General features: G+C 63.9%; 18 protein-coding genes. 3 read left to right on the forward strand and 15 right to left on the reverse strand.

Annotated features, from left to right (window positions below; genetic code table 11):
* Positions 1–3 precede the first annotated feature (3 nt).
* From AAEU42_RS04335 to AAEU42_RS04370, 8 genes are all read right to left on the reverse strand, one after another.
* On the reverse strand, positions 4–798 hold the full coding sequence (locus AAEU42_RS04335; protein ID WP_342232306.1) for a serine hydrolase: 795 nt from the start codon (positions 796–798) through the stop codon (positions 4–6).
* The gene (locus tag AAEU42_RS04340; RefSeq protein WP_342232307.1) at positions 795–1,709 is read right to left on the reverse strand and encodes a S66 peptidase family protein; all 915 of its coding nucleotides are present in this window, start codon (positions 1,707–1,709) and stop codon (positions 795–797) included. The genes AAEU42_RS04335 and AAEU42_RS04340 overlap by 4 nt, the downstream gene beginning before the upstream one ends.
* 736 nt (positions 1,710–2,445) lie before the next feature.
* Positions 2,446–3,381 carry an ATP-binding cassette domain-containing protein gene (locus AAEU42_RS04345; protein WP_342232308.1) on the reverse strand — a complete coding sequence of 312 codons (936 nt, stop codon included), beginning with the start codon at positions 3,379–3,381 and terminating at the stop codon, positions 2,446–2,448.
* Entirely contained in the window at positions 3,374–4,420 is a 1,047-nt protein-coding gene (locus AAEU42_RS04350) for an ABC transporter ATP-binding protein (protein WP_342232309.1), read from the reverse strand. Before AAEU42_RS04350 ends, AAEU42_RS04345 begins: the two co-directional genes overlap by 8 nt.
* Positions 4,421–4,638: 218 nt before the next feature.
* Positions 4,639–5,712 (reverse strand): ABC transporter permease, encoded by a 1,074-nt coding sequence (locus AAEU42_RS04355; protein ID WP_342232310.1) that lies wholly within the window; start codon positions 5,710–5,712, stop codon positions 4,639–4,641.
* Entirely contained in the window at positions 5,712–6,662 is a 951-nt protein-coding gene (locus AAEU42_RS04360) for an ABC transporter permease (RefSeq protein WP_342232311.1), read from the reverse strand. Before AAEU42_RS04360 ends, AAEU42_RS04355 begins: the two co-directional genes overlap by 1 nt.
* 207 nt (positions 6,663–6,869) lie before the next feature.
* Entirely contained in the window at positions 6,870–8,864 is a 1,995-nt protein-coding gene (locus tag AAEU42_RS04365; RefSeq protein WP_342232312.1) for a peptide ABC transporter substrate-binding protein, read from the reverse strand.
* A 252-nt stretch (positions 8,865–9,116) separates the two neighbouring features.
* Positions 9,117–10,205: a dipeptide epimerase gene (locus AAEU42_RS04370; protein WP_342232313.1), complete on the reverse strand. Its 1,089-nt coding sequence runs from the start codon at positions 10,203–10,205 to the stop codon at positions 9,117–9,119.
* Positions 10,206–10,438: 233 nt separating this feature from the next.
* Between AAEU42_RS04370 and AAEU42_RS04375 the strand changes: the two genes are divergently transcribed.
* Positions 10,439–11,437, forward strand: coding sequence for a helix-turn-helix transcriptional regulator (locus AAEU42_RS04375; RefSeq protein WP_342232314.1), 999 nt, complete (start codon positions 10,439–10,441; stop codon positions 11,435–11,437).
* A gap of 7 nt (positions 11,438–11,444) precedes the next feature.
* On the opposite strand, the gene AAEU42_RS04380 is transcribed toward AAEU42_RS04375, so the two are convergent.
* The gene (locus AAEU42_RS04380; protein ID WP_342232315.1) at positions 11,445–11,777 is read right to left on the reverse strand and encodes an arsenate reductase family protein; all 333 of its coding nucleotides are present in this window, start codon (positions 11,775–11,777) and stop codon (positions 11,445–11,447) included.
* A 576-nt stretch (positions 11,778–12,353) separates the two neighbouring features.
* On the opposite strand from AAEU42_RS04380, the gene AAEU42_RS04385 reads away from it, so the two are divergent.
* Positions 12,354–14,660 (forward strand): sugar phosphate nucleotidyltransferase, encoded by a 2,307-nt coding sequence (locus AAEU42_RS04385; protein ID WP_342232316.1) that lies wholly within the window; start codon positions 12,354–12,356, stop codon positions 14,658–14,660.
* 345 nt (positions 14,661–15,005) lie between these two features.
* Complete coding sequence (locus AAEU42_RS04390) at positions 15,006–16,664, forward strand: ribonuclease J (RefSeq protein ID WP_342232317.1); 1,659 nt, start codon at positions 15,006–15,008, stop codon at positions 16,662–16,664.
* Positions 16,665–17,035: 371 nt separating this feature from the next.
* On the opposite strand, the gene AAEU42_RS04395 is transcribed toward AAEU42_RS04390, so the two are convergent.
* The 6 genes from AAEU42_RS04395 to AAEU42_RS04420 form a co-directional block, all read right to left on the reverse strand.
* The gene (locus AAEU42_RS04395) at positions 17,036–17,389 is read right to left on the reverse strand and encodes a helix-turn-helix domain-containing protein (RefSeq protein ID WP_342232318.1); all 354 of its coding nucleotides are present in this window, start codon (positions 17,387–17,389) and stop codon (positions 17,036–17,038) included.
* The gene (locus AAEU42_RS04400; RefSeq protein ID WP_342232319.1) at positions 17,382–17,567 is read right to left on the reverse strand and encodes a hypothetical protein; all 186 of its coding nucleotides are present in this window, start codon (positions 17,565–17,567) and stop codon (positions 17,382–17,384) included. Before AAEU42_RS04400 ends, AAEU42_RS04395 begins: the two co-directional genes overlap by 8 nt.
* Positions 17,568–18,260: 693 nt before the next feature.
* The gene (locus tag AAEU42_RS04405) at positions 18,261–20,663 is read right to left on the reverse strand and encodes a glycogen/starch/alpha-glucan phosphorylase (RefSeq protein ID WP_342232320.1); all 2,403 of its coding nucleotides are present in this window, start codon (positions 20,661–20,663) and stop codon (positions 18,261–18,263) included.
* A gap of 649 nt (positions 20,664–21,312) precedes the next feature.
* Positions 21,313–22,749: a glycogen synthase GlgA gene (gene glgA / locus AAEU42_RS04410; RefSeq protein WP_342232321.1), complete on the reverse strand. Its 1,437-nt coding sequence runs from the start codon at positions 22,747–22,749 to the stop codon at positions 21,313–21,315.
* 144 nt (positions 22,750–22,893) lie between these two features.
* A complete protein-coding gene (glgD, locus tag AAEU42_RS04415) occupies positions 22,894–24,009 on the reverse strand; it encodes a glucose-1-phosphate adenylyltransferase subunit GlgD (protein WP_342232322.1) in 1,116 nt (371 codons plus the stop codon).
* Entirely contained in the window at positions 24,006–25,211 is a 1,206-nt protein-coding gene (locus AAEU42_RS04420) for a glucose-1-phosphate adenylyltransferase (protein WP_342232323.1), read from the reverse strand. Before AAEU42_RS04420 ends, glgD begins: the two co-directional genes overlap by 4 nt.
* Positions 25,212–25,250: the final 39 nt, after the last annotated feature.

The following is a 25,250-nucleotide window of genomic DNA, read 5'->3' on the forward strand; positions in this document are numbered from 1 at the left end:
GGTTCAGCCCTCCTTGTAGGTGTCGTAGATGGCCTTGGCCAGGCGGCCGATATACCGCCGCTGGACCGGGTCCCCGTCGGGGCTGGGGCCGTCCCAGGTGCAGATGCCCACGAAGAGGGGCTTCGTCAGGAGGAAGAGGCCGCAGTCGTGGGCCACGCCGTCCAGAGAGCCGGTCTTGTGGGCCAGGGCCACGTCGTCGGCAATATAGCGGAGCATACAGCCGGAGTGCCGCTGGCGGCGGAGGATGGACAGGGCGATTTCCCGCAGGCCGTGGCTCAGGATTTGGCCACCCTGGAGCAGGCAGAACATCCGCCTCTGGTCGGCCACGGAGGTGTAGTTCTCCAGCCCGGCCCTGGCGGCGTCAAAGTCCAGCATCTTCCGCTGGCACAGGGTGTTGGAAAGGCCCAGCAGGATGGTGCAGTATTCGTTGACGGCGTCCAGGCCCAGGGTGTCCAAAATGACGTTGGCGGCGGTGTTGTCGCTGTCGGCGATCATCCAGTAGAGAAGCTCCTCCAGAGTGAAGAATCCGGGCCCCTCCTCAAAAACCTGGCTGTCGGGGAGAATGGCCCGCTGGGGCACCTCCAGCCGGTCCCGGAGGGACAGGATGCCCTGCCGCACCTGCTCCAGGGCGGTGAGGAGGATAGGGGTCTTGATGAGGGAGGCCGAGGGAAAGCGGGCCTCGGCCTGATGGCTGAAGAAGGGATCGGGGGAAAAAGCGTCGGAGACCAGCAGGGCGGTCTGGCCGGGAAAAACGGCGATCTCCCGCTCCAGGTAGATGGTCAGTTGATCCCTGGTCATGAGCACACCTCTAATTTCTTGGCGTCCGCGTCCATGACCGCCGTGGCCCCCAGGGGGAGGGACAGGGTGGGCAGGACATGTCCGGCGGGCAGGCCCGCCAACACCGGCTTCCCGGCCGGGAGGATCAGCTCCCGGAAGATCTCATCCAGGGTCAGGGTTTTCTCGGGGTACTCGGGCAGGCAGTCGGTCCAGGCCCCCAGCAGGATGCCGGCGCACTGGTCCAGCTTCCCGGCGTTCCGGAGCTGGGTAAGCATCCCGTCGATCCGGTAGGTCTTTTCCCCGATGTCCTCCAAAAAGAGGAGCTTGCCTTTGGTGTCGATTTCCCAGGGGGTGCCCAGGCTGTCGCAGATGAGGGAGAGGTTGCCGCCGCAGAGGGGCCCGCTGGCCCGGCCGGGGGCCAGAGCCGCCACCTCCTGCCCCAGGGGCAGGGGGCCGGTGAGGGCCCCGAAGAGGGCCCGGCGGAGGTAGGTCGTGGTGAAGTCGTCTACCGGCTGGTAGAGCTCGGTGGAGGGCATGGGGGTGTGATAGGTCACCAGACGGCAGCACTGATTGAGGGCAATGTGAAGGGCGGTGACGTCGGAATAGCCGCAGAAGAGCTTGGGGTGGCGGGCGATGTCCCGCCAGTTGAGGAGGGGCAGCAGCCGCCCGGCGCCGTAGCCGCCCCGGATGCACCAGATACCCTGGATGGAGGGGTCGGCGAAGGCGTCCTGGAGATCCTTAGCCCTCTGGCCGTCGTCGGCGGCAAAGTAGCCGTGGCGATTGTCAAAATAGCAGGAAGGGTAGACCACCGGCTCCAGAGTCAGGGCCTTCACCGCCTCTACAGCGGGGGAGAGCCGGTTCTCCGGGACGGCGGAGGAGGGGGCCACCAGGGCCACCCGGGCGCCGGGGTAGAGGGAATTGGGGGTTATCATGGGGAAATTCACCTTCTATTCACACAGTTTGGGGCAGCCCGCCCACCGGGCGGGGACGGGGATGCAGGGGAGCAGCCCTGCGGGGCCGCCTATATTCTCAAGGACAGAGATCTGGCCGGCATAGCCGGCCAGCCTACGCTAAAAACTTGCCACCGGCAAGTTTTCTGAACGCTGCGGTGGATGCCAAAGAAAAGTGCCGAACTAAATTTATGGGTGGTGGCGTTTATACGACCGGCGCTCACGTCTGTCAACCCCGTCTCCTCTTAGCGCCGCTGCCGCTGACTCCTGCTGTACAGACAGCGTTTGCAACTCATTGGTGCGCCTGGGTAGGAGCAAATTAGGCTTCCCTTGGGGGAAGCTGTCTGCGAAGCAGACTGATGAGGGGAACGTATCGGTTTGGTAGAGCCTTTTCCCATGCCCACAGTTCCCCTCATCCGTCAGCCCTTCGGGCTGCCACCTTCCCCCGAGGGGAAGGCTAAAGACCAACCTTCTATCGAGCACACGTCAGCGGCCGAGCGGCGCAAGAGGGACCACGGGTCGTACAGACGCTCCCGTGCCTTTCCCCCTTTCTTCTGGCAGTAGACCTTCTACTAAGAAGGGAAACTGCGAGCAGGGCTGCACCAAAAGACTTTTCTTTGGGGGTCTGGGGGAGGTTTCTTTTCCTTGGGGAAAAGAAACCTCCCCCAGAAATACGCACATTTGACGTGCAGTCAGCGAACAATCAAACGCCGCCCCGTCAGAGCATCCCCCGATACTCCGCGAGCTCGGCTTCGCTCCCCCGGACAAAATGCCCCGGCTCCAATTCTTCCCAAAAAGGCGGGTTGGTATCACTATACTGATGCCGCCCCGGATCGTAGACCACTAACTTCTTCCCCCGCTCCCCCACCGGGTCGGGCATGGGGATGGCGGAGAGAAGCGCCCGGGTGTAGGGATGAAGCGGGTGTGCGAAGAGCTGCTCGCTCCCGGCCAGCTCCATGAGCCGCCCCTTGTAGATGACCCCGATGCGGTCGGAGATAAACCGCACCACGGACAAATCGTGGGCGATGAAGAGATAGGTCAGCCCCCGCTCCTTCTGGAGCTTGGACATGAGGTTCAAGACCTGGGCCCGGATGGATACGTCCAGGGCGGAAATGGGCTCGTCGGCGATGATGAACTCCGGCTCCATGATGAGGGAGCGGGCGATGCCGATGCGCTGGCGCTGTCCCCCGGAGAACTCGTGGGGGAAGCGGCTGGCGAACTCAGGCAGCAGCCCCACGTCGGACAGGGCCCGGGCCACCCTGGCCCGCCGCTCCTCCTCGGAGAGGTGCTTCCCCATGGCGTACAGCCCCTCGGAGACGATGTAGTCCACCTTGGCCCGCTCATTGAGGGAGGCCATGGGGTCCTGAAAAATCATTTGGATCTCCTGGATGACCCGCCGGTCCACCTCCCGGCTCACTTTGCCGGAGATGACCTCACCCTTATAGGTCACGGTGCCGCCGGACACCGGGTTGATGCGGATGATGGCCCGGCCGATGGTGGTCTTGCCCGAGCCGGACTCCCCCACCAGGCCGAAGGTCTCCCCCTTGTAGATGTCGAAGCTCACCCCGTCCACCGCCGTGAAGGGGTGGCGCTTGGAGCCGAAGGTGACCCGCAGGTCCTTGACCTCCAGCAGCTTCTGGCGTGTCTCAGGCATTGGCTTTCCCTCCCTGGCTGCGCAGTTCCCGGATGAGCGCCGGCGGCTCCACCTTGGGGGCCCGGGGGTCCAGCAGCCACGTCCGGGCCTTGTGGGTGGGGGACACCTGGAAGAAGGGGGGCCGTTCCACGAAGTCGATGTTCAGCGCCTGGGGGTTCCGGGGGGCGAAGGCGTCCCCCTTCACCTCGTAAAAGAGATTGGGGGGCGTGCCGGCGATGGAGTAGAGGGCCTCCCCCTTCACCCCCAGCTGGGGCAGGGAGGACAGCAGGGCCCAGGTGTAGGGGTGGTGGGGGTCGTAGAACACCTCGTCGCAGGTCCCCACCTCCACAATGTCCCCGGCGTACATGACGGCGATGCGGTCGGCCACGTTGGCCACCACCCCCAGGTCGTGGGTGATGTAGACGGTGGTCAAATCCAGCTTCTTTTGAAGCTGCTTGATGAGGTCCAAAATCTGGGCCTGGATGGTCACGTCCAGGGCGGTGGTGGGCTCGTCACAAATCAAAATCTTGGGCCGGCAGGCCACGGCGATGGCGATGACCACCCGCTGGCGCATCCCGCCGGAGAACTCGTGGGGGTACTGCTTGTACCGCCGCTCCGGCTCGTCGATGCCCACGGCGGCGAGGGCCTCCACGGCGGCGGCCTTGGCCGCCTCGCCCTTCAGGCCCTGGTGGAGGACCACCGCCTCCAAAATCTGGTCCCCGATGGTCTTGAGGGGGTTCAGCGAGGTCATGGGGTCCTGCATCACCATGGCGATCTCCCGGCCCCGGATGGACAGCCACTCCTGCTCAGTCTTGTACTGGGCGATGTCCTTCCCGTCGTACCAGATGTGCCCTCCGGCGATGGACCCGTTGGCGTCCAGCAGGCCCATGGCCGACTTGGTGAAGACGCTCTTGCCCGAGCCGGACTCCCCCACGATGGCGAGGCTCTCCCCCTTGTAAACGTCCAGGGAGATGCCCCGGATGGCCCGCAAAACCTGGCCCCGGAGGGTAAAGCGGACGTCAAGGTCCTCGAAGGAGAGGATGATGTTGTCGTTTGTCATAGGGTGGCCTCCTTGATAGAGGATAGGGGTCTAAAAGCCTTCCCCTGGGGGGACACCCCAGGGTGGCTTCTCTTGCCCCTTCGGGGCAATTCACCTTCAGGTGCCCCGCAGGGGCGGATGAGGGGAACGGCGGGAAACAGATCCAGGCATTGCGAAAGGGAAGGGCTCCCCTCATCCGTCAGCCCGACCGGCTGCCACCTTCCCCCGGGGGAAGGCCCTCAGTTCACGTGGTTCTTGGGATCGGCGGCGTCGGCGAAGGCGTTGCCGATGATGTAGAAGGAGATGGTGATGGCGGCCAGGATGATGACGGGGAAGAAGAGCTGGTAGCGCAGGGCCGCCTCGCTCATGACCTTCCGCCCCGCCTCCAGGAGGTTCCCGAGGGTGGGGGTCTCCAGCGGCACGCCCAGGCCGATGTAGGTGATGAACACCTCGTTGTTGATGGCCGCCGGGATGGCCAGGGCCATGCGCATGGTGATGATGCTGACGAGATAGGGCAGGAGGTTCTTGGTGATGATCTTCCAGGTGGAGGTGCCCAGGCACCGGGAGGCCAGGTTGTAGTCCCGGTCCCGGATGATGACCACCTGGTTGCGCACGAACCGGGCGGTCTGGAGCCAGGAGGTGAGGCACATGGCGAAGATCATGGTGGACATCCCCGGCCGGAGGATGTAGGAGATAATCATGACGATAAGGGTCTGGGGCACGTTGTCAAAGATGTTGTATACCTCGGTAAAGAGGAAGTCCAGCTTGCGCACGTAGCCCCACAGCACCCCCATCAGGATGCCCAGAATGGCGTCCACACAGGCCACGGCGAAGCCGATGAACAGGCTGTTCCGGGTGCCCGACCAAATCTGGCTCCACAAATCCTGGCCGATGGTGTTGGTGCCGAACCAGAATTCAGAACCGGGAGCCAGGTCCTTGGCCAGGGAGGTTTTGATGACAGGGTTCCCGTTCTCGTCCAGCACCGGCTGGCGGGTGAAGAGGTTCACCTCCGCCTGCTCGGTGTAGTAGATGGTGTTGGGCTCCCGGTCGTAGGGCAAAAGCGGCTCCAGAAAGGTGAAGAGGAGGGTGGCCAGGATAACGCACAGGAAGAACATGGCCACCCTGTTTTTGCCGAAGGCCCGGAAGGTGGAGCCCCAGTAGGAGTAATTGGAGTACCCGCCCCGCTCCCCGGCGTCCGGGTCGTAGGGGGCCGGCTGGAAGAGCTCGGCCTCGGTGAACTCCCGCCGGGCCTGGGCGTTCAGCCCGTCGGCCAACTGCTGGGTCTTGCTGTCCTTGATTCGGAAAAACGCCATCAGCGGCCACCTTCTTTCTTCCCGAGGGTGATGCGGGGGTCTAAAATCGCCATGAGGATATCCCCCACCAGCAGCCCCAGGATGGAGATGGCGGCGTAAATGAGCACCAAAGCCTGCACCAGGGTGTTGTCCTGGTTCTGGATGGCGGTGACCAGCAGACCGCCCATGCCGGGGATGGAGTAGAGGCTCTCCACGTAGAGGGAGCCCATTAAGGTCAGGATCACCGAGGTGGGGATGAACTGCACCAGGGGCACGAAGGCGTTGCGGAAAACGTGCTTGCGGGAGATGTCCGCCGTGGGCACGCCCTTGGCCCGGGCCAGCTTCACGTAGTCCTTGTTGGACTCGTCCACCATGTAGCGGCGCAGCCACATGGCGTAGTAGGCGATGTTGCCCAGGGCCAGGGAGAAGATGGGGAGGATCCAGGTCAGGGGCCTGTCCGGGTAGAAGAACATGGACAGCCCCGGCAGCCGGGAGGCGTAGAACTGGATGAGGAGGTAATAGACCGCCGCCGGAATGGCCTGGATGACCACAACGAACACGGTGCCCAGCCTGTCCCCGATCTTCCACTTGGTGCGGGTGGAGCGGGCCATGAGGATGCCCAGGGGCAGACCCAGCACCAGGGCGATGCCCAGGGCGGACAGGCCGATGGCCAGGGACAGGGGCAGCTTCCCGGCAATGATCTCCAGCACGGGGACCCCCACCCGGTACTTGTGGCTCACCCCCAGATCCCCCCGGAAAACCCCCTTCCAGAAGTTGCCCAGCTGGACGGGGAGGGGATCGGTGAGCCCAAGCTGCTGGAGCCCTACCTTGATCTGCACCGAGCTCATCTTCTCAAAGTTCTGGAAATAGCCCTCGATGGGCATGAGCCGCAGCAGGGCGAAGACGATGGTAATAATGATAAAAAGCGTCAGGATGGAGCGCAGCAGACGCTTCCCGATGTATTTCGCCATAGGTGGACCTCCTTTGTATAAGAGGGCGACGCATATATCGCGGCTCCACATGGGGGTGAAGCCGTCATATATGCGGGGAGGAAGGCGGCTTTGCCGCCTTCCTCTCTCCGCTGTTGAAGAGAACCAAGCCTTCCCCCAGGGGGAAGGTGTCACCGGCTCCGCCGGTGACGGATGAGGGGAACCTCTGAAAGAGCGGCCAGCCCGTGCTTACGCACCGGCCTTGGCCAGGGCCGCGGCCCGGTCGGTCTGCCACTGGGCGTAGAGGGTGTTGAACTGCTCCATGGTCATAGGCTTCTCCATGAGGTGCTGGTACTTGAAACGCTGGAGGGCCAGGCCGTAGGGGGCGTACTGGGCCTCAAAGACGTTGAGGCGGGTGGCCACGTAGCCGTCGGTGGAGAGGGAGAAGGGGATCACCAGGGCGTGGTCGATGAGGAAGGCCTCGGCCTCGGCGAAGGCGGTATAGCGGGCGGCATCGTCGTCGGTGATGGCCTTGGCGGCGTTCACCAGCTCGTAGTACTGCGCCACCAAAGCCTGGGTCTCGGGGGACTTGTTGTCGCAGGGGGCGTCGGCCACGGAGCGGGAGGCGTCCTGGTTCATGAAGTTATAGGTGTTGTTCTCGCCGAAGGGGTCGGTCCAGGTCTGGGGGTCGGCGTAGTCGGCGCCCCAGTTGCACTTCATCAGGCCGAAGTCGCCGGTGCGGCGGACAGTGGAGAGGAAGTTCTTGGCGGGGCCGGCCTCCACGATGATGTCGATGTAGTCGGCGCCCAGGGCCTTCTCAAGCTGCTGCTCCACCAGCTGGCACTCCTTGTCCCAGTTGGCGGTGTCGGGGTTATAGCGCATATAGACCTTCACGGGGAAGGTGCAGCCCGCGGCGGTCAGCTCCTCCACGGCGGCGGCCTTGTACACCAGGGCGGCGTCGGTGTCAAAGCTGTCAGAGTCGCTGATGGCCTTCAGGGCGGGGTACTGGGTGTAGTCCAGGCCCTCGGCGCTGGCGAAGGTGGCGGGGGTGATGGTGTTGTTCACCAGGGTTTCCGGGTTCTGGGGGTCCTGGATGGCCAGAGCGCCCACCCGGTCCAGGGCGTGGAGGATGGACTGGCGGAAATTCTCGTTGTTGACGGCCAGCAGCCAGTTATCGGGCTCCAGAGAGGCGTCGAACCGGGGCTCGAAGTTGAAGGCGTAGAAGTAGGAGTAGGCCACGCTGGGGCGGCTGGGGGAGACCATCTCATACTTGGCATCGTCCTGGAGCCAGGAGGTCAGCAGGGAGGCGTCCAGCTGGGCCCAGGACACCTCGCCCCGGACGAACTGCTCGGGCCCCAGGGTGTTGGCGGTGTTGTTGTAGCGCCACTCCATCCTGTCCAGGAACACGTTGTCCTTGTCCCAGTAGGTGGGGTTCTTCACCAGAGTGCGGTGGTCCTGGGGGGCGAACTCGCTCATGAGGAAAGCGCCGTTATAGAGGATGGTGTCCGGGCCGGTGGCGGCGCCGAAGTTCTCCCCCATCTGCTCCAGGAAGGGCTCATAGACCGGCATATAGCTGGAGTAGGAGAGGACGGAGGGGAAGTAGGAACAGGGGGCCTCCATGGTGTAGACCAGGGTGTAGTCGTCGGCGGCCTTGACGCCCACATCCTCAAACTTCACCTCGGCCACCGGGTCGATGGCCTCCCCGTCCTCATTGACGGTCTTGGTGCCGTTGTCGCTCTCCAGCAGGTAGGCGGTGTAGTTGTAATAGGCCTCGGCATTCTTGACGATGCCGTTGTACATGTACTGGTTGCCCGCCTGGTTCTTGGCCTCGTTGGCCCACCGGGCGGCGGTGACCCAGTCGTGGGCGGTGACGTCACCTACCTCGTTGCCCTGGTAGTCCACCCACTTCACGCCCTTGCGGATGTGGAAGGTCCACTCGGTGTTGTCGGCGTTGTTCTCCCAGCTCTCGGCCAGGGAGGGGATCATCACGCCGTAGTTGTCGTACTCCACCAGGCAGTCCACACAGTTGGCGGACATCTGGAGGTCGTTGGTGTTGGAGGTGTAGAGGTAGTTGAAAGTGGTGACCTCGCTGCCGTAGAGGCGGGTGTACACCGCCTCCTGGCCGGGGGCGGAGCTGACGGGGGCGTCCCCGCCGGCGCTGGGGGCGGGGGCCTTCTTGTCGCCGCAGGCGGCCAGAGACAGGGCCAGAGCCGCGGACAGGGTCAGGGCCAATACGCGCTTCATTCGTTTCATGCTGATCCTTCTTTCCGTTCCAATTTTATCACAAGGGGTGTTTCGTGCCCCGTTGCACGCACTGAAAAAGCCTTCCCCTCGGGGGAAGGTGTCAGCCCAAAGGGCTGACGGATGAGGGAAACTGCGGATATGGGAAAAGCTCTGTTAAAGCGGTAAGTTCCCCTCATCAGTCTGGCCTTTGGCCAGCCAGCTTCCCCTGGGGGAAGCCAAGTGAGGGCCATGGCCCTCACTTATGAAAGAGGCTTACTGCCAGTCGGTACAGGGAATATCCCCCACCCCGATGCCCGGCTCCTCGGTCATGGTGACGGTGGGCCCGTCAAAGACCGGCCCGCCGGAGAAGGGGTCCACGGAGCAAAGGCTGGGCCCGTCCAGGTCGGCCCGGGTGATGACCCCCTTGGCGGCGCACAGGTGGGCGGCGGCGGAGACCGACAGCTTGCTCTCCAGCATACACCCGATCATACACTCCACCCCGAAGGTCTCGGCGATGGCGCACAGCTTCAACGCGGGCCACACGCCGCCGGTCTTCATCAGCTTGATGTTGATGAGGTCAGCCGCCCGCTCCTGGATGACCCGCACGGCGTCGGCGGGGGAAAAGACGCTCTCGTCGGCCAGGATAGGGGTGTTCACGCGGGCGGTGACGTACTTCATCCCCTCGAAATCGGCGGCGGGCACCGGCTGTTCCACCAGCTCCATGTCCAGCCCCGCGTCCTCCAAAGCGGAGATGATCCGCACCGCCTCCCGGGGGCTCCACCCCTGGTTGGCGTCCACCCGGAGCTTCACCTCCGGTCCCACGGCCTTCCGAATGGCGGTGAGCCGCTCCACGTCGGTTTTGCTCTCTTTGCCCACCTTGACCTTCAAAATGTCGAAGCCCCGGCCCACGGCCTCCAGGCTGTCCCGGACCATCTCGTCCACGCCGTTGACCGAGATGGTGAGGTCGGTGGGAAAAGACTTCTTCGCGCCCCCCAGCAGCCGCCAAAGGGGGGCGCCCAGGGCCTTGCCCCAGAGGTCCAGCAGGGCCATATCCACGGCGGCCTTGGCGGAGGTGTTATGTACCATGCAGCCCTGGAGCCGGGCCATGACGGCCTCCAGGTCCATCAGGTCCATCCCCCGGAGGGCGGGGGCGATGAACTCCTTTACGGCGCAGGCCACGGAGCCCTTGGTCTCCCCGGTGATGACGGCGGTGGGAGGGGCCTCGCCGTAGCCCATCCGGCCGTCCTCCCCGATGACCCGCACCACCACGTCGTCCACGTGGTCCACGCTCCGCAGGGCGGTCTTGAAGGGGTGGGTCAGGGGCAGAGAGATGGAGCCCACCTGGATATCACGAATGCGCAAGGAAAACACCACCTAAAACTCAAATCACACTTTAGCAAACTATTGTATTGATTTTACCACGCCGGCCAACGTTTGTAAATAAAAAATGCAGGAATGGCGGGGAGGGGTTGCAAAGTGTCGGAAGCCGCCGCCCGCCCTTGCGCGGGGAGGAAAAATGTGGTATCCTGGCGGCAGAGTCCTTTTTATGGTACAGCATATCTGGTAGGATAAGGCTGTGAAAGGGGGAATAAAGGATGCCGAAACAGAGCGGGCAGAAGGCCAAGCTGCTCATCCTCCGCCAGCTTTTGCTGGAGCGGGGGGACGAGGACCAGCCCATCCCCACCCCGGTCCTCATCGAGGCCCTGGCCCGGCAGGGTATCTCCGCCGAGCGCAAGAGCATCTACCGGGACATGGAGATCCTACGGGAATTTGGGCTGGACGTACAGTTCAAAAAGGGGAAGGACGCTGGCTGGTTCATCGGCCAGCGGGAGTTCGAGCTGCCGGAGCTGAAGCTGCTGGTGGACGCGGTGCAGTCCTCCCGGTTCATCAGCCGCAGGAAGAGCGACGCCCTCATCCACAAGCTGGAGGGCCTCACCAGCCAGGGACTGGCCAGGCAGCTCCAGCGGCAGGTCTACGTGGACCGGCGGGTAAAGACGGACAACGAGAGCGTGTACTATGCCATCGACAAGCTCCACACGGCCATCACGGCGGGGCGGGCGGTGACCTTCCAGTATTTTGACTACAACGTGAAAAAGGAGAAGGTTTTCCGCCGGGAGGGGAAGCGGTACACCGTCTCCCCCTGCGGCCTCATCTGGAGCGACGAGAACTACTATCTGGTGGGCTGGGACCACGCCGTGAAGGAGCTGCGCCACTACCGGGTGGACAAGACCGCCGAGCTGACGGTGACCGGCCTGCCCCGGACGTCCAACCGGGCCTGTGAAACCTTCGATCTGGCCCAGTACGGCCAAAAGCACTTCCATATGTTCTCGGGGAAGGAGGCCCAGGTGCGGCTGCAGTGTGAGAACGCCCTGGTGAACGTGATGCTGGACCGGTTCGGCCAGGACGTGATCCTCATCCCCGACGGCCCGGACCACTTTCTCCTGACGGTGGAGGCGGTGGTGTCCCCCCAGTTTTACGGCTGGCTCTTCGGCCTGGGCTCCGGGGTGGTCCTCACCGCCCCCGGCTGGGCGGTGGAGGAGTGGCGCCGGCGGCTCACCGGGGCGCTGGAGGCGGCGGAGGGGGGCGGGACGTAGGCCGGTCCTACTCCCAGCTCTTCCACACCTCGGGCTGGTAGCCCACGGTGGCCAGCTTTCCGTTGCGGACGATAGGGGTCTTGAGGAGCCGGGGGTCCTCCACCAGCTTTTCCAGCTTGGCGTCGTCGTAGGCCAGGTAATTCAGGAGCGGGGCGTCGGGGTGCTTCTGGTCGATGACCGCCTCCAGGCCCACGGCCCGGATGACGCTGAGGAGCTCGCCCCGGCTCATGCCGTATTTCAGAAGGTCCACGGCCTGGAACTTGACCCGGCGCTCCTTGAAGTACCGCTCGGCCTTTTTGGTGTCGAAGCATTTGGATTTGCCGAAGATTTGGATGTTCATGGTGGGAGGTCCTTTCTTTTTTGCGTGATTGCACGGCGGGACGTGGGTGGTTCTGAGAGGCCATTCTTTTCTAGAAAAGAATGGCCTCTCAGGCTCTCCAAGAAAAGTCTCTGGTGCAAACCTGCTCGCAGATTCCCTTTTTAGTAGAAGGTCTACTGCCCGTTGATAGGGGGAAAAGCGCGGGTGCGTCTGTGCGACCCGTGGTCCCCCTGGCGCCGCTGCCGCTGACGTGTGCTTAACAGAAAGTTGGTCCTTAGCCTTCCCCCTGGGGGAAGGTGGCAGCCCGGAGGGCTGACGGATGAGGGGAACTGCGGATATGGAAAAGACTCTGCTAAAGAGATAAGTTCCCCTCATCAGTCTGCTTCGCAGACAGCTTCCCCCAGGGGAAGCCTTTGAGCCGCCCGGGCCCGTTACAAAGTAACGGGCCCGGGCTTTTTTACGTTCCCCAGCCACCCCTGCCTGACAATAAAAATCGTTTTCATTATACTACCATTTTTCCCCCAAAAGTAAAGCCGGGTATTTTTATAAAACTCTAGCCATACTAAGGAGCATCACAAAAACAAGGTGGTGTTCCCCATGAAAGCAGTGATTTTAGCGGGGGGCGAGGGCAGCCGTCTGCGCCCGCTCACCCTGGGCCGCCCCAAACCCATGACCCCCCTGCTGGGTAAGCCTGTGCTGGGCCACATCCTGGACCTCCTGCGCCGCCACGGGGTAAAAGACATCGCCGTCACCCTGCGCTACCTCCCCGGCGCCGTCACCGATTTCTTCGGCGACGGCGCCGATTACGGCGTGAAGCTGACCTACTTTGTGGAGGACACCCCCCTGGGGACGGCGGGGGGCGTCAAAAAGTGCATGGACTTCCTGGGGGACGAGGATTTCCTGGTCATCAGCGGGGACGCGGTGTGCGATCTGGACCTGACGGAGCTCTGCGCCCTCCACCAAAGCCGCCGCTGGGCGGCCTCCCTGGCCCTGTGCCGCCGGGAGGAGCCATTGGAATACGGCCTCGTGCGGGTGGACGGGGAGGGCCGGGTGCTGGGCTTCGTGGAGAAGCCGGGGTGGAGCCAGGTGGACACGGAGCTTGTGAACACCGGGGTCTATGTCCTCACCCGCCGGGCCATGGACCTGGTGCCCGAGGACACCGAGTACGATTTCGGCAAGGACCTCTTCCCTCAGCTCCTGGCCAAGGGGGAGCCCCTCTACGGCTGGGAGAGCGAGGGCTACTGGCAGGACATGGGGGACTGCAAGGCCTACCTGGACTCCGCCGCCGACGCCCTGACGGGGAAGGTGAAGCTGGACCTGGGCCGGGGGCTGCTGACCACGCCCCCCGCCGGGGTGGAGCTGCGCCCGCCCTGCTGGGTGGGGGAGCGGGTCTGGCTGGCCCCCGGCTCCATCGTGGGGCCCTGCGCCGTCCTGGGGGACGGCTCCACCGTGGAGACCGGGGCGGTGGTGGAGCGCTCCGTCCTCCTAGGGGCAAGCGTGGGGGAGGGGGCCGAGGTCACCGGGGCCATCCTCTGCAAGGGCGCCGCCGTCCACCGCAGGGCCATGGTGGGCCCGGGAGCCGTGCTGGGGGAGGGGGCCGCCGTGGGGGCCGAGGCCATCGTGGCCCCCGGCGTCAAGCTGTGGCCCGGCCGCCGGGTGCCCGAGGGGGGCAAGGCCACCTCCTCCCTGGTCACCGCCGGCAGCGCCGGGGCGCTGAAGTTCTCCGACGGCGGGGCCCTTCGGGGCACCGTGGGGGAGGAGCTGACCCCCGAGGCCATGCTGGCCCTGGGGGCCATCCTGGGGGAGCGGGGCCAGGTGGGCCTGGGCTGGGCCGGGGGAGACGGAGCCGGGATGCTGGGCCGGGCCGCCGGGTGTGGCGTGGCCGCCGCCGGGGGGCGGGCCCTGGCCAGCGACGCCCTGTGCCCCTCCGCGGGGGCCTGGGTGGGCCGCTACTACCAGCTGCCCGTCACCCTCTTTATCCAGCAGGACTCTGACGCCGCCGAACTGCGCCTCTTCGGCCCCTGGGGCCTGCCCCTGCCCCGGGGGGAGCGGCGGAAGATCGAGGGGGCCCTCCTCCGGGGGGAGGGCAGCCGGGTCCCCGCCGGACGGGTGGGGACCATCGACACCGTCACCGGGGCCCGCTCCGGCTACGCCCAGGAGGCCGCCCGGCTCAGCCGCCTCTCCTCCATCCCCCTGCGGCCCACCCGGGTCCAGGTGCCCAAGGGGGGCGCGGCCAACGAGGCGCTGGCCGCCGCCCTGACCGCCATGGGGTGCCGGGTGAGCCGGGGAGAGGGGCGGGGCCAGCCCACCCTGTCCGCCGACCTGGGGGGCTTCCGGCTCTCCGCCTGGGACGAGGAGGGCCGGGCCGTGGCCCCGGAGCGGCTGTTGGTGCTGCTGACCCTCATCGAGTTTGAAAACGGCGGGGGGCGGGCGGCCCTCCCCGCCTGGGCCCCCGCCGCCGCCGACACCGTGGCCGCCGCCTTCCACGGGGCGGTCCTGCGGCTGGGCCGGGACGGGGAGGAGGCGGAGGAGCTGTGGCGGAGCCTCCCCTGGCTGTGGGACGCCGTCTTTGCCGGCTGCCGCATCTGTGCCCGGCTGGGGCTGACGGGGGAGCGGCTGGCCGACCTGGACCAGGCCTGCCCCCGGTTCGCCACCGCCCGGGGGGAGGTGCCCCTCCGCTCCGGCCGGGGCCGTGTGATGGGGGCGGTGCTGAACAGCGATCCCGCCGCCAGGAGCCAGGGGGAGGGAGTCCGGGCCCAGGTGGGGGAGGGCTGGGTGTACCTGGTGCCCATGTCCCGCCGCTCCGCCCTCCGGGTGGTGGCCGAGGCCGCCGACGCCGAGACCGCCGCCGAGCTGTGCGACTTTTACCGGCGGAAGGTGCGGGAGCTGGACCAGGAAAATTAGAGGTATACTTTTCCGCTTGGATGTGGTATACTAGCTTAGAATAACACCGTTATCGGTGTGCTTTTGAACGGCTTTATGCGCTGTTAGCGCTATGATATAAGGCAAAAAGGACATTGAGGGCCCCGGCGAGGGGACCGTCCCAACTGTCCGGCGATACAGGGCCGGGCAGGACTGGGGGCGGCCCCCTGGCCTGATTTTGGCGTGCGCTTCGTAACCCGCACCGCGCTCCTTTGTCCCCAGGTGTCCCTGCCCGTGATGAGAGCGCCCCCAGGCGTTCCCCCGGTTTTCAGGGATGCCATACATATCCACCCAACCTGTACTGATAAAGGAGTGTATGATTCACACATGGCAGAAAAACTGAAAATCATTTCCCTGGGCGGTCTCAACGAGATCGGCAAGAACATGACCGTTTATGAATACGGCGGCGACATGATCGTGGTGGATGCCGGCATGGGCTTCCCCGACGACGATATGTACGGCATCGACGTGGTCATCCCGGACTTCACCTACCTGCTGAAAAACAAGAACCGCATCCGGGGCATCTTCATCACCCACGGACACGAGGACCACATCGGCTCCCTGCCCTACCTGATGCGGGAGCTGAACGTGCCGGTGTACGCCACCCGGATGTCCGCCGGGCTCATCCGGCTGAAGCTGGAGGAGCACCACCTGCTGGGCAAGACCAAGCTCATCACCTGCGAGGCGGGGGAGACGGTGAAGGCGGGGCGGTTCAGCGTGGAGTTCATCCACGTGAACCACTCCATCGCCGACGCGGTGGCCTTCGCCATCAAGTGCCCGGCGGGAGTGTGCGTCCACACCGGCGACTTCAAGATCGACCCCACCCCCATCTCCGGCGGGATGATCGACCTGGCCCGCCTGGGCCAGCTGGGCAAGGAGGGGGTCCTGGCCCTGCTGTGCGACTCCACCAACGTGGAGCGGGGGGGCTTCACCAAGTCCGAGCGCAGCGTGGGCGCCTCCTTCGACGGCCTGTTCCGGGGCTGTGAGGAGCGCATCATCGTGGCCACCTTCGCCTCCAACGTGGACCGGATCCAGCAGGTGGTGAGCGTGGCCGCCAAGTACGGCCGGAAGGTGGCCATCACCGGCCGGAGCATGGAGAACGCCATCAAGGTCTCCACCGAGCTGGGCTACATGAGCATCCCCGAGGGCACCTTGGTGGATCTCAACCAGATCAAGGGCCTGCCCCGGAACAAGGTGTGCGTGGTCACCACCGGCAGCCAGGGGGAGACCATGTCCGCCATGACCCGCATGGCCTTCAACACCCACAAGCAGGTGGAGATCCAGGCCGGGGACCGCATCATCTTCTCCGCCTCCGCCATCCCCGGCAACGAGAACGCCATCGGCAACGTCATCAACGAGCTCTACCGCAAGGGGGCCGAGGTGGTCAACGAGCGGGCCGGGCAGCTCCACGTCTCCGGCCACGCCTGCGCCGACGAGCTGAAGATCATCCACGCCCTGGTGAAGCCCAGGTTTTTCATCCCCGTCCACGGCGAGCAGCGGCACTTGAAAATTCACGCCAAGCTGGCCCAGGAGATGGGCATGGACCCCCGGAACATCGTCATTTCCGACATCGGCAAGGTCATTGAGGTGGACGCCAACAGCGCCCGCATCAACGGCACCGTGCCCGCCGGGCGGGTCTTTGTGGACGGCTACGGCGTGGGCGACGTGGGCGCCGTGGTCCTCCGGGACCGCAAGCACCTGGCCGAAGACGGCATGATCGTGGTGGTGGCCTCCGTGTCCGCCATGGACGGCGGGCTTATGTCCGGGCCGGACATCATCACCCGGGGCTTCGTGTACGTCAAGGAGTCCGAGGGATTGATGGAGGAGCTCAAGACCGTGGCCCTGGAGTCCATGGAGAAGAGCCAGATGTCCAATGGCCGGGACTGGGCCGCCGTGAAGGGGGACATGAAGAACGATTTGTCCGGGTACCTCTTCAAGAAGACCAAGCGGAATCCGATGATTTTGCCCGTCATCATGGAAGTGTGATATGGGAGGGACCACCCGGGGAGGGTGGTCCTTCTTTTTTTGCTTGATTGCACGTCGGGACGTGGGAAGCCTGGGGGACCATCTTTTCCACGTGGAAAAGATGGTCCCCCTGCTGTGCTCCCCTTGAAAGAGAGACCCGCCCGGCATAGCCGGGCGGCCTACGCTAAAAACTTGCCACTGGCAAGTTTCCTTAACGCTGCGGTTTCGACTCTCTCCACCTGGACCCCCTCTCAACGACCAAAGGAGGGGGACTGCGGTCCCCCTCCCTTTGGAAACCTCCCCGGGGCTGTCCACAAGAGCGTGGGAAAACCCCGGCCCCTTACTTCGTAACGTGGCCGGGGTTCGGTTGGGTAGGGCTTGGAAGGTGGGAGTTAGTCTTTGCCGGTCAGTTTGTTGTACAGCAGGCGGGCGGCGGCGTAGTCACGGTCGGTGTAGCAGGCGGAGAGGGTTTTGCCCTTATGCCTGCGGGTCTGTACCACGTGCTTGAGCAGGTCTTGCAGGGCGGTCAACTCACTGGGGAGGAAAGGGACGTTGACGGGGCATTCTGTTTCACCGTGGGACAGCTCCCGGCGAAGGGCGTCCCGCCGCTTGCGTTTGGCGTGAACATAGAGATGGCGGGCCATGGTTGGGCTGACCCCCAGATATTCCCCGATGGCCTTATAGGTGAGCCCGTCATTTTCCCGGAGGGCTTCTACCTCGAGTTCACGAGGTGTGATGTCATTCATAGCTTTCGCCCTCTGGTTTGATTTCGCCCTGTTCTTGTTCAATTTTTGAGATATAATCCATAAGGATATACTCGATGCAGTTTGCCATTGAACGGTGTTCCCGAGTGGCCAGCACCCCAATTTTATCATATGTATAATCTTCCAGCCGCAAGGTAAACACCCGTTTCGTTGTAGCCATAAGATACCTCCATTTATGAGCTTTAAGTATATCATATGGCATTTAAGCCCAAATTTATACTGTCACTCGACAGGAAAGTGACATCATTATATCAGTTATCCAATATAATAACTTCAATATGCTACCATAGTGTGGCACAATATTTTTGAGATCAAGAATACTGCCGCACCACTTAGCGGCCGAGCGGCGCAAGAGAGGCCACCCTGGGGTGCCCCCGGAGGGGGACCCCTTGGCAGGAGATTGGGTGAGGCTCGAAAGCCCTTAGGCTTCCCCTGGGGGAAGCTGTCTGCGAAGCAGACTGATGAGGGGAACTTATCTCTTTAACAGAGCCTTTCGTGTTTTCCTCAGTTCCCCTCATCCGTCAGCCCTTCGGGCTGCCACCTTCCCCCAAGGGGAAGGCTAAAAGACCAGTCCTTATCAAGAAGCTGTCAGCGGCAGCGGCGCAAGAGGGACCACGGGTCGCACAGACGCACCCGTGCTTATACCCCTATCAACGGGCAGTAGACCTCCTACTGAAAAGGGAATCTGCGGGCAGGTCAGCACCCAAGACTTTTCTTGGAGAGTCTGAGAGGCCATTCTTTTCTAGAAAAGAATGGTCTTTCAGAACCACGCACGTTTGACGTGCAATCAGCCGATACAAAACAAAACCGCCTTCCCCCTTACAGCAAAGAGGGAAGGCGGTTTTCATTTCATTCATCTATGGGGCACGTGCCAAATCTCGTCGGCGTAATCCCGAATCGACCGGTCGGCGGCAAAGATGCCGGACCGGGCGATGTTGATGAGGGACATCCGGTTCCAGGTCTTGGGGTCCAGATAGGTCCGGCCCGCCGAGAGCTGGGCGGAGCGGTAGCTCTCAAAGTCGGCCAGGAGGAAGTACTCGTCGGGGGGACAGCCGTTTCCGAAGAGGAGCCGCTTGGCCAGGCCCGCATAGCTCACCCCGTCGTCAAAGCCCACGGTGAGCTGGTCGATGACCGCCTTGAGGGCCGGGTTCTGCATATAGTACTCGTAGGACTTGTAGCCCCGGCGGCGCATCTCGTTGACCTCCTCGGTCTTGAGGCCGAAGAGGAAGAAGTTCTCGTCGCCCACCCGCTGGTGCATCTCCACGTTGGCCCCGTCCAGGGTGCCGATGGTGAGGGCGCCGTTCATCATGAACTTCATGTTGCTGGTGCCGCTGGCCTCCTTGCCGGCGGTGGAGATCTGCTCGGACAGCTCGCTGGCGGGGATGAGGGTCTCGGCCATGGACACCCGGTAGTTCTCCAAAAAGACCATCTGGAGCTTATCCTTGCACACCGGGTCTTTGTTGACGGTGTCGGCCAGGGAGTTCAAAAGGTGGATGATCTCCTTGGCCACGGCGTAGCCGGGGGCGGCCTTGGCCCCGAAGAGGTAGACCCGGGGGGTCAGCTCGAAGTTGGGGTTGGCGTGGAGCTGCTGCCACAGGTAGATGATGTGCAGGGCGTTCAAAAGCTGGCGCTTATACTCGTGCAGGCGCTTCACCTGCACGTCGAACATGGCGTCGGTGTTGAGGAGGACGCCGCTCTCCCGCTGGACCCAGGCGGCGAAGCGGGCCTTGTTGTGCTTTTTGATATCGGCCAGCTTTTCCAGCACGGCGGCGTCATCGGCGAATTTCTCCAGCTCGGTGAGGGCGTCGGGCTGGAGCAGGTATTTGTCCGAGCCGCAGCAGTCGATGATAAGGGCGTCCAGCTCGGGGTTGACCTCACTGAGCCAGCGGCGGTGGTCCACACCGTTGGTCACGTTGTGGAACTTGTCGGGCTGGCGCTGGTAGGCGTCCTTGAATACGTCGGTTTTCAGGATCTCGGTGTGGAGGGCGGAGACGCCGTTGACGGCGGAGCAGGCGCACACGCAGAGGTTGGCCATGCGCACCTCGTGGCCCCAGATGATGGCCAGCTTTTCCAGCTTGGACTGGTCCCCGTTCCAGTAGGCGGACAGCTCGGACTGGTAGCGGTTGGAGATCTCCACGATGATCTGCCAGATCCGGGGCAGAAGGCTCTCCACAAGATCCTGGGGCCAGCGCTCCAGGGCCTCGGAGAGGACGGTGTGATTGGTGTAGGCCACGCTGCGGCTGACGATATACCAGGCGTCCTCCCAGGAGTAGCCCTCCTGGTCCAGGAGGATGCGCATCAGCTCCGGGATGACCAGGGTGGGGTGGGTGTCGTTGATCTGGAGGACGTGCTTCTCGTGGAAGTTCCGCAGGGTGCCGTACTCGGCCTTGTGCTTGCGGCAGATGGACTGCACCGTGGCGGAGACGAAGAAATACTGCTGCTTGAGCCGCAGGGACTTGCCCTCCCGGTGGTTGTCCTCGGGGTAGAGGACCTTGGAGATGACCTCGGCGTTGGCCTGCTGCTCCACCGCCTTCAGGTACTCCCCGGCGGAGTAGAGGGACATGTCCACGGGGGTGGGACTCTTGGCGTCCCAGAGCCGGAGGACGTTGGCCTGGTTGGTCTTGTAGCCGGCGATCTGCATATCCCGGGGCACGGCCAGCACGGTGGTGTAGCCGGAGTGGTCGATGCCGTGGGAGCCGTCGGGGTACCACACGTCCTTCACCGTGCCGCCGAAGCGGACCTCCTCGGTCTCGTCCATCTTGGTGATGAGCCAGGCCCCGCCCCTGTCCAGCCAGTTGTCGGGCAGCTCGATCTGCTGGCCGTCCACGATTTTCTGCTTGAAGATGCCCAGCTCGTAGCAGATGGTGTAGCCGGTGAGGGGGATGTCCAGGGTGGTGGCGGCGTCCAGGTAGCAGGCCGCCAGACGGCCCAGGCCGCCGTTGCCCAGACCGGCGTCGGGCTCCTCTTCAAAGAGGTCGGCGGCGGAGAAGCCCAGGGCCTCGATGGCCTGGGTCAGGGGCTTCACCATCCCCAGGTTGTAGGCGTTCTTCCGCAGGGAGCGGCCCATGAGGAACTCCATGGACAGGTAGTGGACCTGGCGGGCGTGCTCGTCCCGCTCCTTGTCGGCGGATTTGAGCTGGCGCTCGGAGATGATGTCCCGCACCACCAGGGCACAGGCCTGGAACATCTGCTGGGAGGTGGCCTCGTCCACGTCCCGGCCGAAGTTTCGGCGCAGCTTGCCGATAATCAGGTCCATCAGTTCTTTTTTTGTATATTTCCGCAAAAAATTCACTCCATTCTCGGGGTTGTGAGTTGGAAACGTTTCCAAGTTGAACAGCGGCGTCACTATATCATATTGCCGCCGGGTTGTCAAATATGCGGCGGGGAGAGGGGACAGGGAAGGAGGCCGCCTTCGGCGGCCTCCTTCCGCATCGCACATACCGGGATGGGCCTTTCATTGGCCTTCCCCGGGGGAAAGGACTTCCTTTGGCCGTAAGCCAGCCGCCACGGCCTTCCCCTTGGGGTTGGCTGACCGTTGGCGGCTGTGCCGCTTACGGACAGCTCATGCCCTGCGGGTAGAAGGTGGCCCGAAGGGCTAGATGAGGGGAACTGGGGGCATGGGAAAAGTCCTGCTAAAGGGATAAGTTCCCCTCATCAGTCTGCTTCGCAGACAGCTTCCCCCAGGGGAAGCCTTTTATTGGGGCGTGGGTCAGCCGCCATAGCCTTCCCCTTGGGGGAAGGTGGCCCGAAGGGCCGGATGAGGGGAACTGGGGAAAATGGGAAAGGCTCTGCTAAAGGGATAAGTTCCCCTCATCAGTCTCGCTTCGCTCGCCAGCTTCCCCCAGGGGAAGCCTTTCATTTGGCCGTGAGCCAAACGACGTGGGCGTTCCCTCTAAGAAGGCCTTTTATTTGCCGGTGATCCAGCCGTAGATCTCCCGGTACTCCCCGGCGGAGCGGTCCCAGGAGAAATCGGTGGTCATGGCGTTCTTCTGGAGGGTCTTCCACGCCTTGGTATCACCCTGGTAGAGCTCCACCGCCTGGCGCAGGACCCAGAGCATGTCCCCGGCGTCGATGTTGGCGAAGGTGAAGCCGGTGCCCTCTCCGGTGAACTGGTTCCAGGGGATGACCGTGTCCCGCAGCCCGCCGGTCTCCCGGGCCACAGGCAGGGTGCCGTAGCGCATGGCGATCATCTGGGAGAGGCCGCAGGGCTCGGAGATGGAGGGCATGAGGAAGAGGTCGGCGCCGCCGTAGATGGCGGTGGAGAAGGCGTCGGAGTACATGATCTGGGCGGAGAAGCGGCCGGGATACTGGCCCGCGGCGTTGCGGAAGGCCTCTTCATACTTCCAGTCGCCGGTGCCCAGCACCACCATCTGTACGTTCATGTCCATGATGCCGCCCAGGGCGTCCACCACCAGGTCGAAGCCCTTGTGGCTCACCAGCCGGGAGACGCAGGCGATGATGGGGACGTGGGGGTCCTCGTTCAGGCCCGCCATCTTCTGGAGGGCGGCCTTGCAGGCCTTCTTGCCCTGGGGCTGCTTGGCGTTGTACAGCTTGCTGAGGCCCTTGTCCCGCCAGGGGTCGTAGCGGACGGTGTCGATGCCGTTCAGGATGCCCTTCATCTTGTGGGCGTTGTCGGCCACGACCCCTTCCAGTCCGTGGGCGTAGAAGGCGTAGCGCAGCTCCTCGGCGTAGGTGGGGGAGACGGTGGTGACGTAGTCGGCGGCGTAGATGGCCCCCTTCATCAAATTCACGTCCCCGTAATAGGAGAGCATATGCTCATGGAAATACCCGTCGGCCAGGCCGAAGAGGTCGGCCAGGAGCTCCCGGCCGTAGCGGCCCTGGTACTCGATGTTGTGGATGGTAAAGACGCTTTTGGCGTTTGCCAGCTCGGGCACCACCCCCCGCTCCTCCAGCAGGTAGATGGGCACCAGGGCGGTCTGCCAGTCGTTGCAGTGGATCACGTCGGGCCAGAAGCCCAGGTGGCCGGGGGATTCGATGACCGCCCGGGAGAAGAAGGCGAAGCGCTCGGCGTCGTCGTAGTGGCCGTAGATGTCCTTGCGTTTGAAGTAGTACTCGTTGTCCACGAAATAGTAGGTGACCCCGTCCTTCTTCAGCTCGAAGAGCCCGCAGTAGGGCGTCCGCCAGGCCAGATGGACGTGGAAGCACTGGAGGTAGGTCATCTGGCTGCGCCAGTCCTCCCCGATGCGGTCGTAGAGGGGGAGGATGACCCGCACGTCATGGCCCAGCCGGGCCAAGGCCTGGGGGAGAGAGCCGGCCACGTCGGCCAGTCCGCCGGTCTTGATAAAGGGAGCAACCTCGGAGGCGGCAAAGAGGATATTCATAGAACAGGTCTCCTTTCGTTGGTGGAGGTAAGGGCGCGGACAGCCTTTCTCCGAACGGGGAAAAGCCGGCGGCGGAAGCGGGGGCGGGGGGAAGCGGAAAGCCGCGGGCCGAAGGGGAGGCTTCTACGGCGTTCCTTTCCCGCCTTACACGATCTCGTTCTTGGCGATGACCAGGGGGTAAGTCCCGTGGCCCATGAGCATCCGGCTCTGGCAGACGCGGACGTTCTTATCCGTGATGGCGTACCGGAGGACGGCCCCCTGCTGGATGGTGGTGCGCTGCATAAGGATGCAGTTCTCCACCCGGGCCCCCTTCTCCACCCGGACCCCACGGGAGAGGATGGAGTTTTCCACCGTGCCCTCGATGACGCAGCCGTCGGAAATGAGGGAGTTCACCGAGCGGGCGTCGGGGCCGTAGTAGGTGGAGGGGTTGGACTGGTCCTTGGTCTTGACGGGCCGGTCTGGGTTGAAGAGGGAGGCGCGGACCGTGGGGTCCAGCAGCTCCATGGAGCGCTGGAAGTAGCCCGCCACCGACAGCACCCGTGCGGCGTAGCCGTCGAAGCGGTAGGCCCGCAGGTCCACCCGGCCCCGGGTGGACAGGAGCACCCCCTGGCTGAAAGAGGCCACGTCGTGGGCGGCGCACTGGTCCACCAGGGAGAGGAGGAGGGACTTGGAGAGGATGTAGGTCTCCAGAGAGGCGTCCCCGTTATGGGCGGGGGGATTCACCGCGATGTCGGTGACCCGGCCCTCGCCGTCCAGGGTGAAATAGTTGGTCATCCGGGGATCGGCCTGGCTCACCGGGGCGCAGACGGCGGTAATGTCGGCGCCGGAGGAGAGGTGCTGGGCGAAGATCTCGGCGATGGGCAGGTTGGCCGCCAGGTCGCCGGTGGTGAGGAGGACATAGTCCTGCCGGATGTTCTGGAGGTAGGAGTACACCCCGGCCAGGGCATCCATCCGGCCCCGGTAGTGGCCGGACTGGTGCTTGCCCGAGAAGCTGAAGGGGGGCAGGATGCGCAGGCCGCCGTGCTTGCGGCTGAGGTCCCAGTCCTTGCCCGAACCCACATGGTCCAGGAGGGACTGGTAGGAGGTGTGCACGATGATGCCCACGTCGTCCACCCCGGCGTTCACCAGATTGGACAGGGCGAAGTCCACCAGGCGGTAGCGGCCGCCGTAGGGGATGGAGCAGGCGTTGCGCTTCTGGGCCAGCTCCCGCAGATCGGGGCTCTGGCGGTAGGCGAAAATGATGCCGTGCAGATCCTTCATGCCCTCACCCCCTTTACGTTCCGGGTGACCATGGCCTTGGGCGGCACCACGGCCCCGTCACCCACCTTGATGTCCTGGGCCACCACTGCGATGCCCCACTCGTCCCCGCCCGGGGGGGCGGTGCCCACGTGGGCCCCCGCGCCGATGACGGCCCGTTCGGCCACGATGGCGTATTCCACCACCGCCCCAGACTTGACCACCGTGCCCGGCATGAGGATGGAGTAGCGCACCTGGGCCCCCTCCTCGATGGTCACCGAGTGGAAGAGGACGGAGTTTTCCACCTTGCCGTAGATGGCACATCCGCTGGTGGCGATGGAGTGGGTGATCTGGGCGCAGGCGCCGGTGAAGTGGGGAGGCTGGGCCGAGGCCCGGGCGTAGATGGGCCACTCGGGGTCGTAGAGGTCGAAGCCCGCGTCGGGGGAGAGCATATCCATGTTGGCGTCCCAGAGGGAGTCGATGGTGCCCACGTCCTTCCAGTAGCCGGAGAAGCGGTAGGCGCTCATGACCTCCCCGGCGTTCAGCATGGCGGGGATGATGTTTTTGCCGAAGTCGTTGGAGGACTTCTCGTCGGCCTCGTCGGCCATCAAGTACTCCCGCAGCTTGGACCAGGTGAAGATGTAGATACCCATGGAGGCCAGGTTGCTCTTGGGCTTTTTGGGCTTCTCCTCGAACTCGTAGATGGAGTCGTTCTCGTCCACGTTCATGATGCCGAAGCGGGAGGCCTCATCCATGGGGACCTCCATCACCGAGATGGTGCAGGCGGCGTGGGTCTGCTTATGGTGGAGGAGCATCTCGGAGTAGTCCATCTTGTAAATGTGGTCGCCGGAGAGGATGAGGACATACTCCGGGTCGTACTGCTCCAGAAAGCTGATGTTCTGGAAGATGGCGTTGGCGGTGCCCTTGTACCAGGTGCCCTTGTCCCCTTCCTGGACATAGGGGGGCAGGATATGGACCCCTCCGTCGGAACGGTCCAGATCCCAGGGCTGGCCGTTGCCGATATAGGCGTTGAGCTCCAAGGGCTGATACTGGGTCAGGACGCCCACCGTGTCGATGCCGGAGTTGACACAGTTGGACAGGGGAAAGTCAATGATGCGGTACTTTCCCCCGAAGGGGACGGCCGGCTTGGCCACCTTGCGGGTGAGGGCAAACAACCGGCTGCCCTGGCCGCCCGCCAAAAGCATGGCTACACATTCCTTTTTCATCTTATCACCTCGTTGTTGATGGGACGCTGGGACAGGTGG

Source organism: Pseudoflavonifractor phocaeensis (assembly GCF_038439875.1).
Classification (GTDB): domain Bacteria; phylum Bacillota; class Clostridia; order Oscillospirales; family Oscillospiraceae; genus Vermiculatibacterium.

What these genes read in the sequence shown, in the direction of transcription:
- AAEU42_RS04335 (WP_342232306.1), bottom strand. Translation starts at nt 798, where the DNA reads ATGACCAGGGATCAACTGACCATCTACCTGGAGCGGGAGATCGCCGTT.
- AAEU42_RS04340 (WP_342232307.1), bottom strand. Translation starts at nt 1,709, where the DNA reads ATGATAACCCCCAATTCCCTCTACCCCGGCGCCCGGGTGGCCCTGGTG.
- AAEU42_RS04345 (WP_342232308.1), bottom strand. Translation starts at nt 3,381, where the DNA reads ATGCCTGAGACACGCCAGAAGCTGCTGGAGGTCAAGGACCTGCGGGTC.
- AAEU42_RS04350 (WP_342232309.1), bottom strand. Translation starts at nt 4,420, where the DNA reads ATGACAAACGACAACATCATCCTCTCCTTCGAGGACCTTGACGTCCGC.
- AAEU42_RS04355 (WP_342232310.1), bottom strand. Translation starts at nt 5,712, where the DNA reads ATGGCGTTTTTCCGAATCAAGGACAGCAAGACCCAGCAGTTGGCCGAC.
- AAEU42_RS04360 (WP_342232311.1), bottom strand. Translation starts at nt 6,662, where the DNA reads ATGGCGAAATACATCGGGAAGCGTCTGCTGCGCTCCATCCTGACGCTT.
- AAEU42_RS04365 (WP_342232312.1), bottom strand. Translation starts at nt 8,864, where the DNA reads ATGAAGCGCGTATTGGCCCTGACCCTGTCCGCGGCTCTGGCCCTGTCT.
- AAEU42_RS04375 (WP_342232314.1), top strand. Translation starts at nt 10,439, where the DNA reads ATGCCGAAACAGAGCGGGCAGAAGGCCAAGCTGCTCATCCTCCGCCAG.
- AAEU42_RS04380 (WP_342232315.1), bottom strand. Translation starts at nt 11,777, where the DNA reads ATGAACATCCAAATCTTCGGCAAATCCAAATGCTTCGACACCAAAAAG.
- AAEU42_RS04385 (WP_342232316.1), top strand. Translation starts at nt 12,354, where the DNA reads ATGAAAGCAGTGATTTTAGCGGGGGGCGAGGGCAGCCGTCTGCGCCCG.
- AAEU42_RS04390 (WP_342232317.1), top strand. Translation starts at nt 15,006, where the DNA reads ATGGCAGAAAAACTGAAAATCATTTCCCTGGGCGGTCTCAACGAGATC.
- AAEU42_RS04395 (WP_342232318.1), bottom strand. Translation starts at nt 17,389, where the DNA reads ATGAATGACATCACACCTCGTGAACTCGAGGTAGAAGCCCTCCGGGAA.
- AAEU42_RS04400 (WP_342232319.1), bottom strand. Translation starts at nt 17,567, where the DNA reads ATGGCTACAACGAAACGGGTGTTTACCTTGCGGCTGGAAGATTATACA.
- AAEU42_RS04405 (WP_342232320.1), bottom strand. Translation starts at nt 20,663, where the DNA reads ATGGACCTGATTATCGGCAAGCTGCGCCGAAACTTCGGCCGGGACGTG.
- glgA (WP_342232321.1), bottom strand. Translation starts at nt 22,749, where the DNA reads ATGAATATCCTCTTTGCCGCCTCCGAGGTTGCTCCCTTTATCAAGACC.
- glgD (WP_342232322.1), bottom strand. Translation starts at nt 24,009, where the DNA reads ATGAAGGATCTGCACGGCATCATTTTCGCCTACCGCCAGAGCCCCGAT.
- AAEU42_RS04420 (WP_342232323.1), bottom strand. Translation starts at nt 25,211, where the DNA reads ATGAAAAAGGAATGTGTAGCCATGCTTTTGGCGGGCGGCCAGGGCAGC.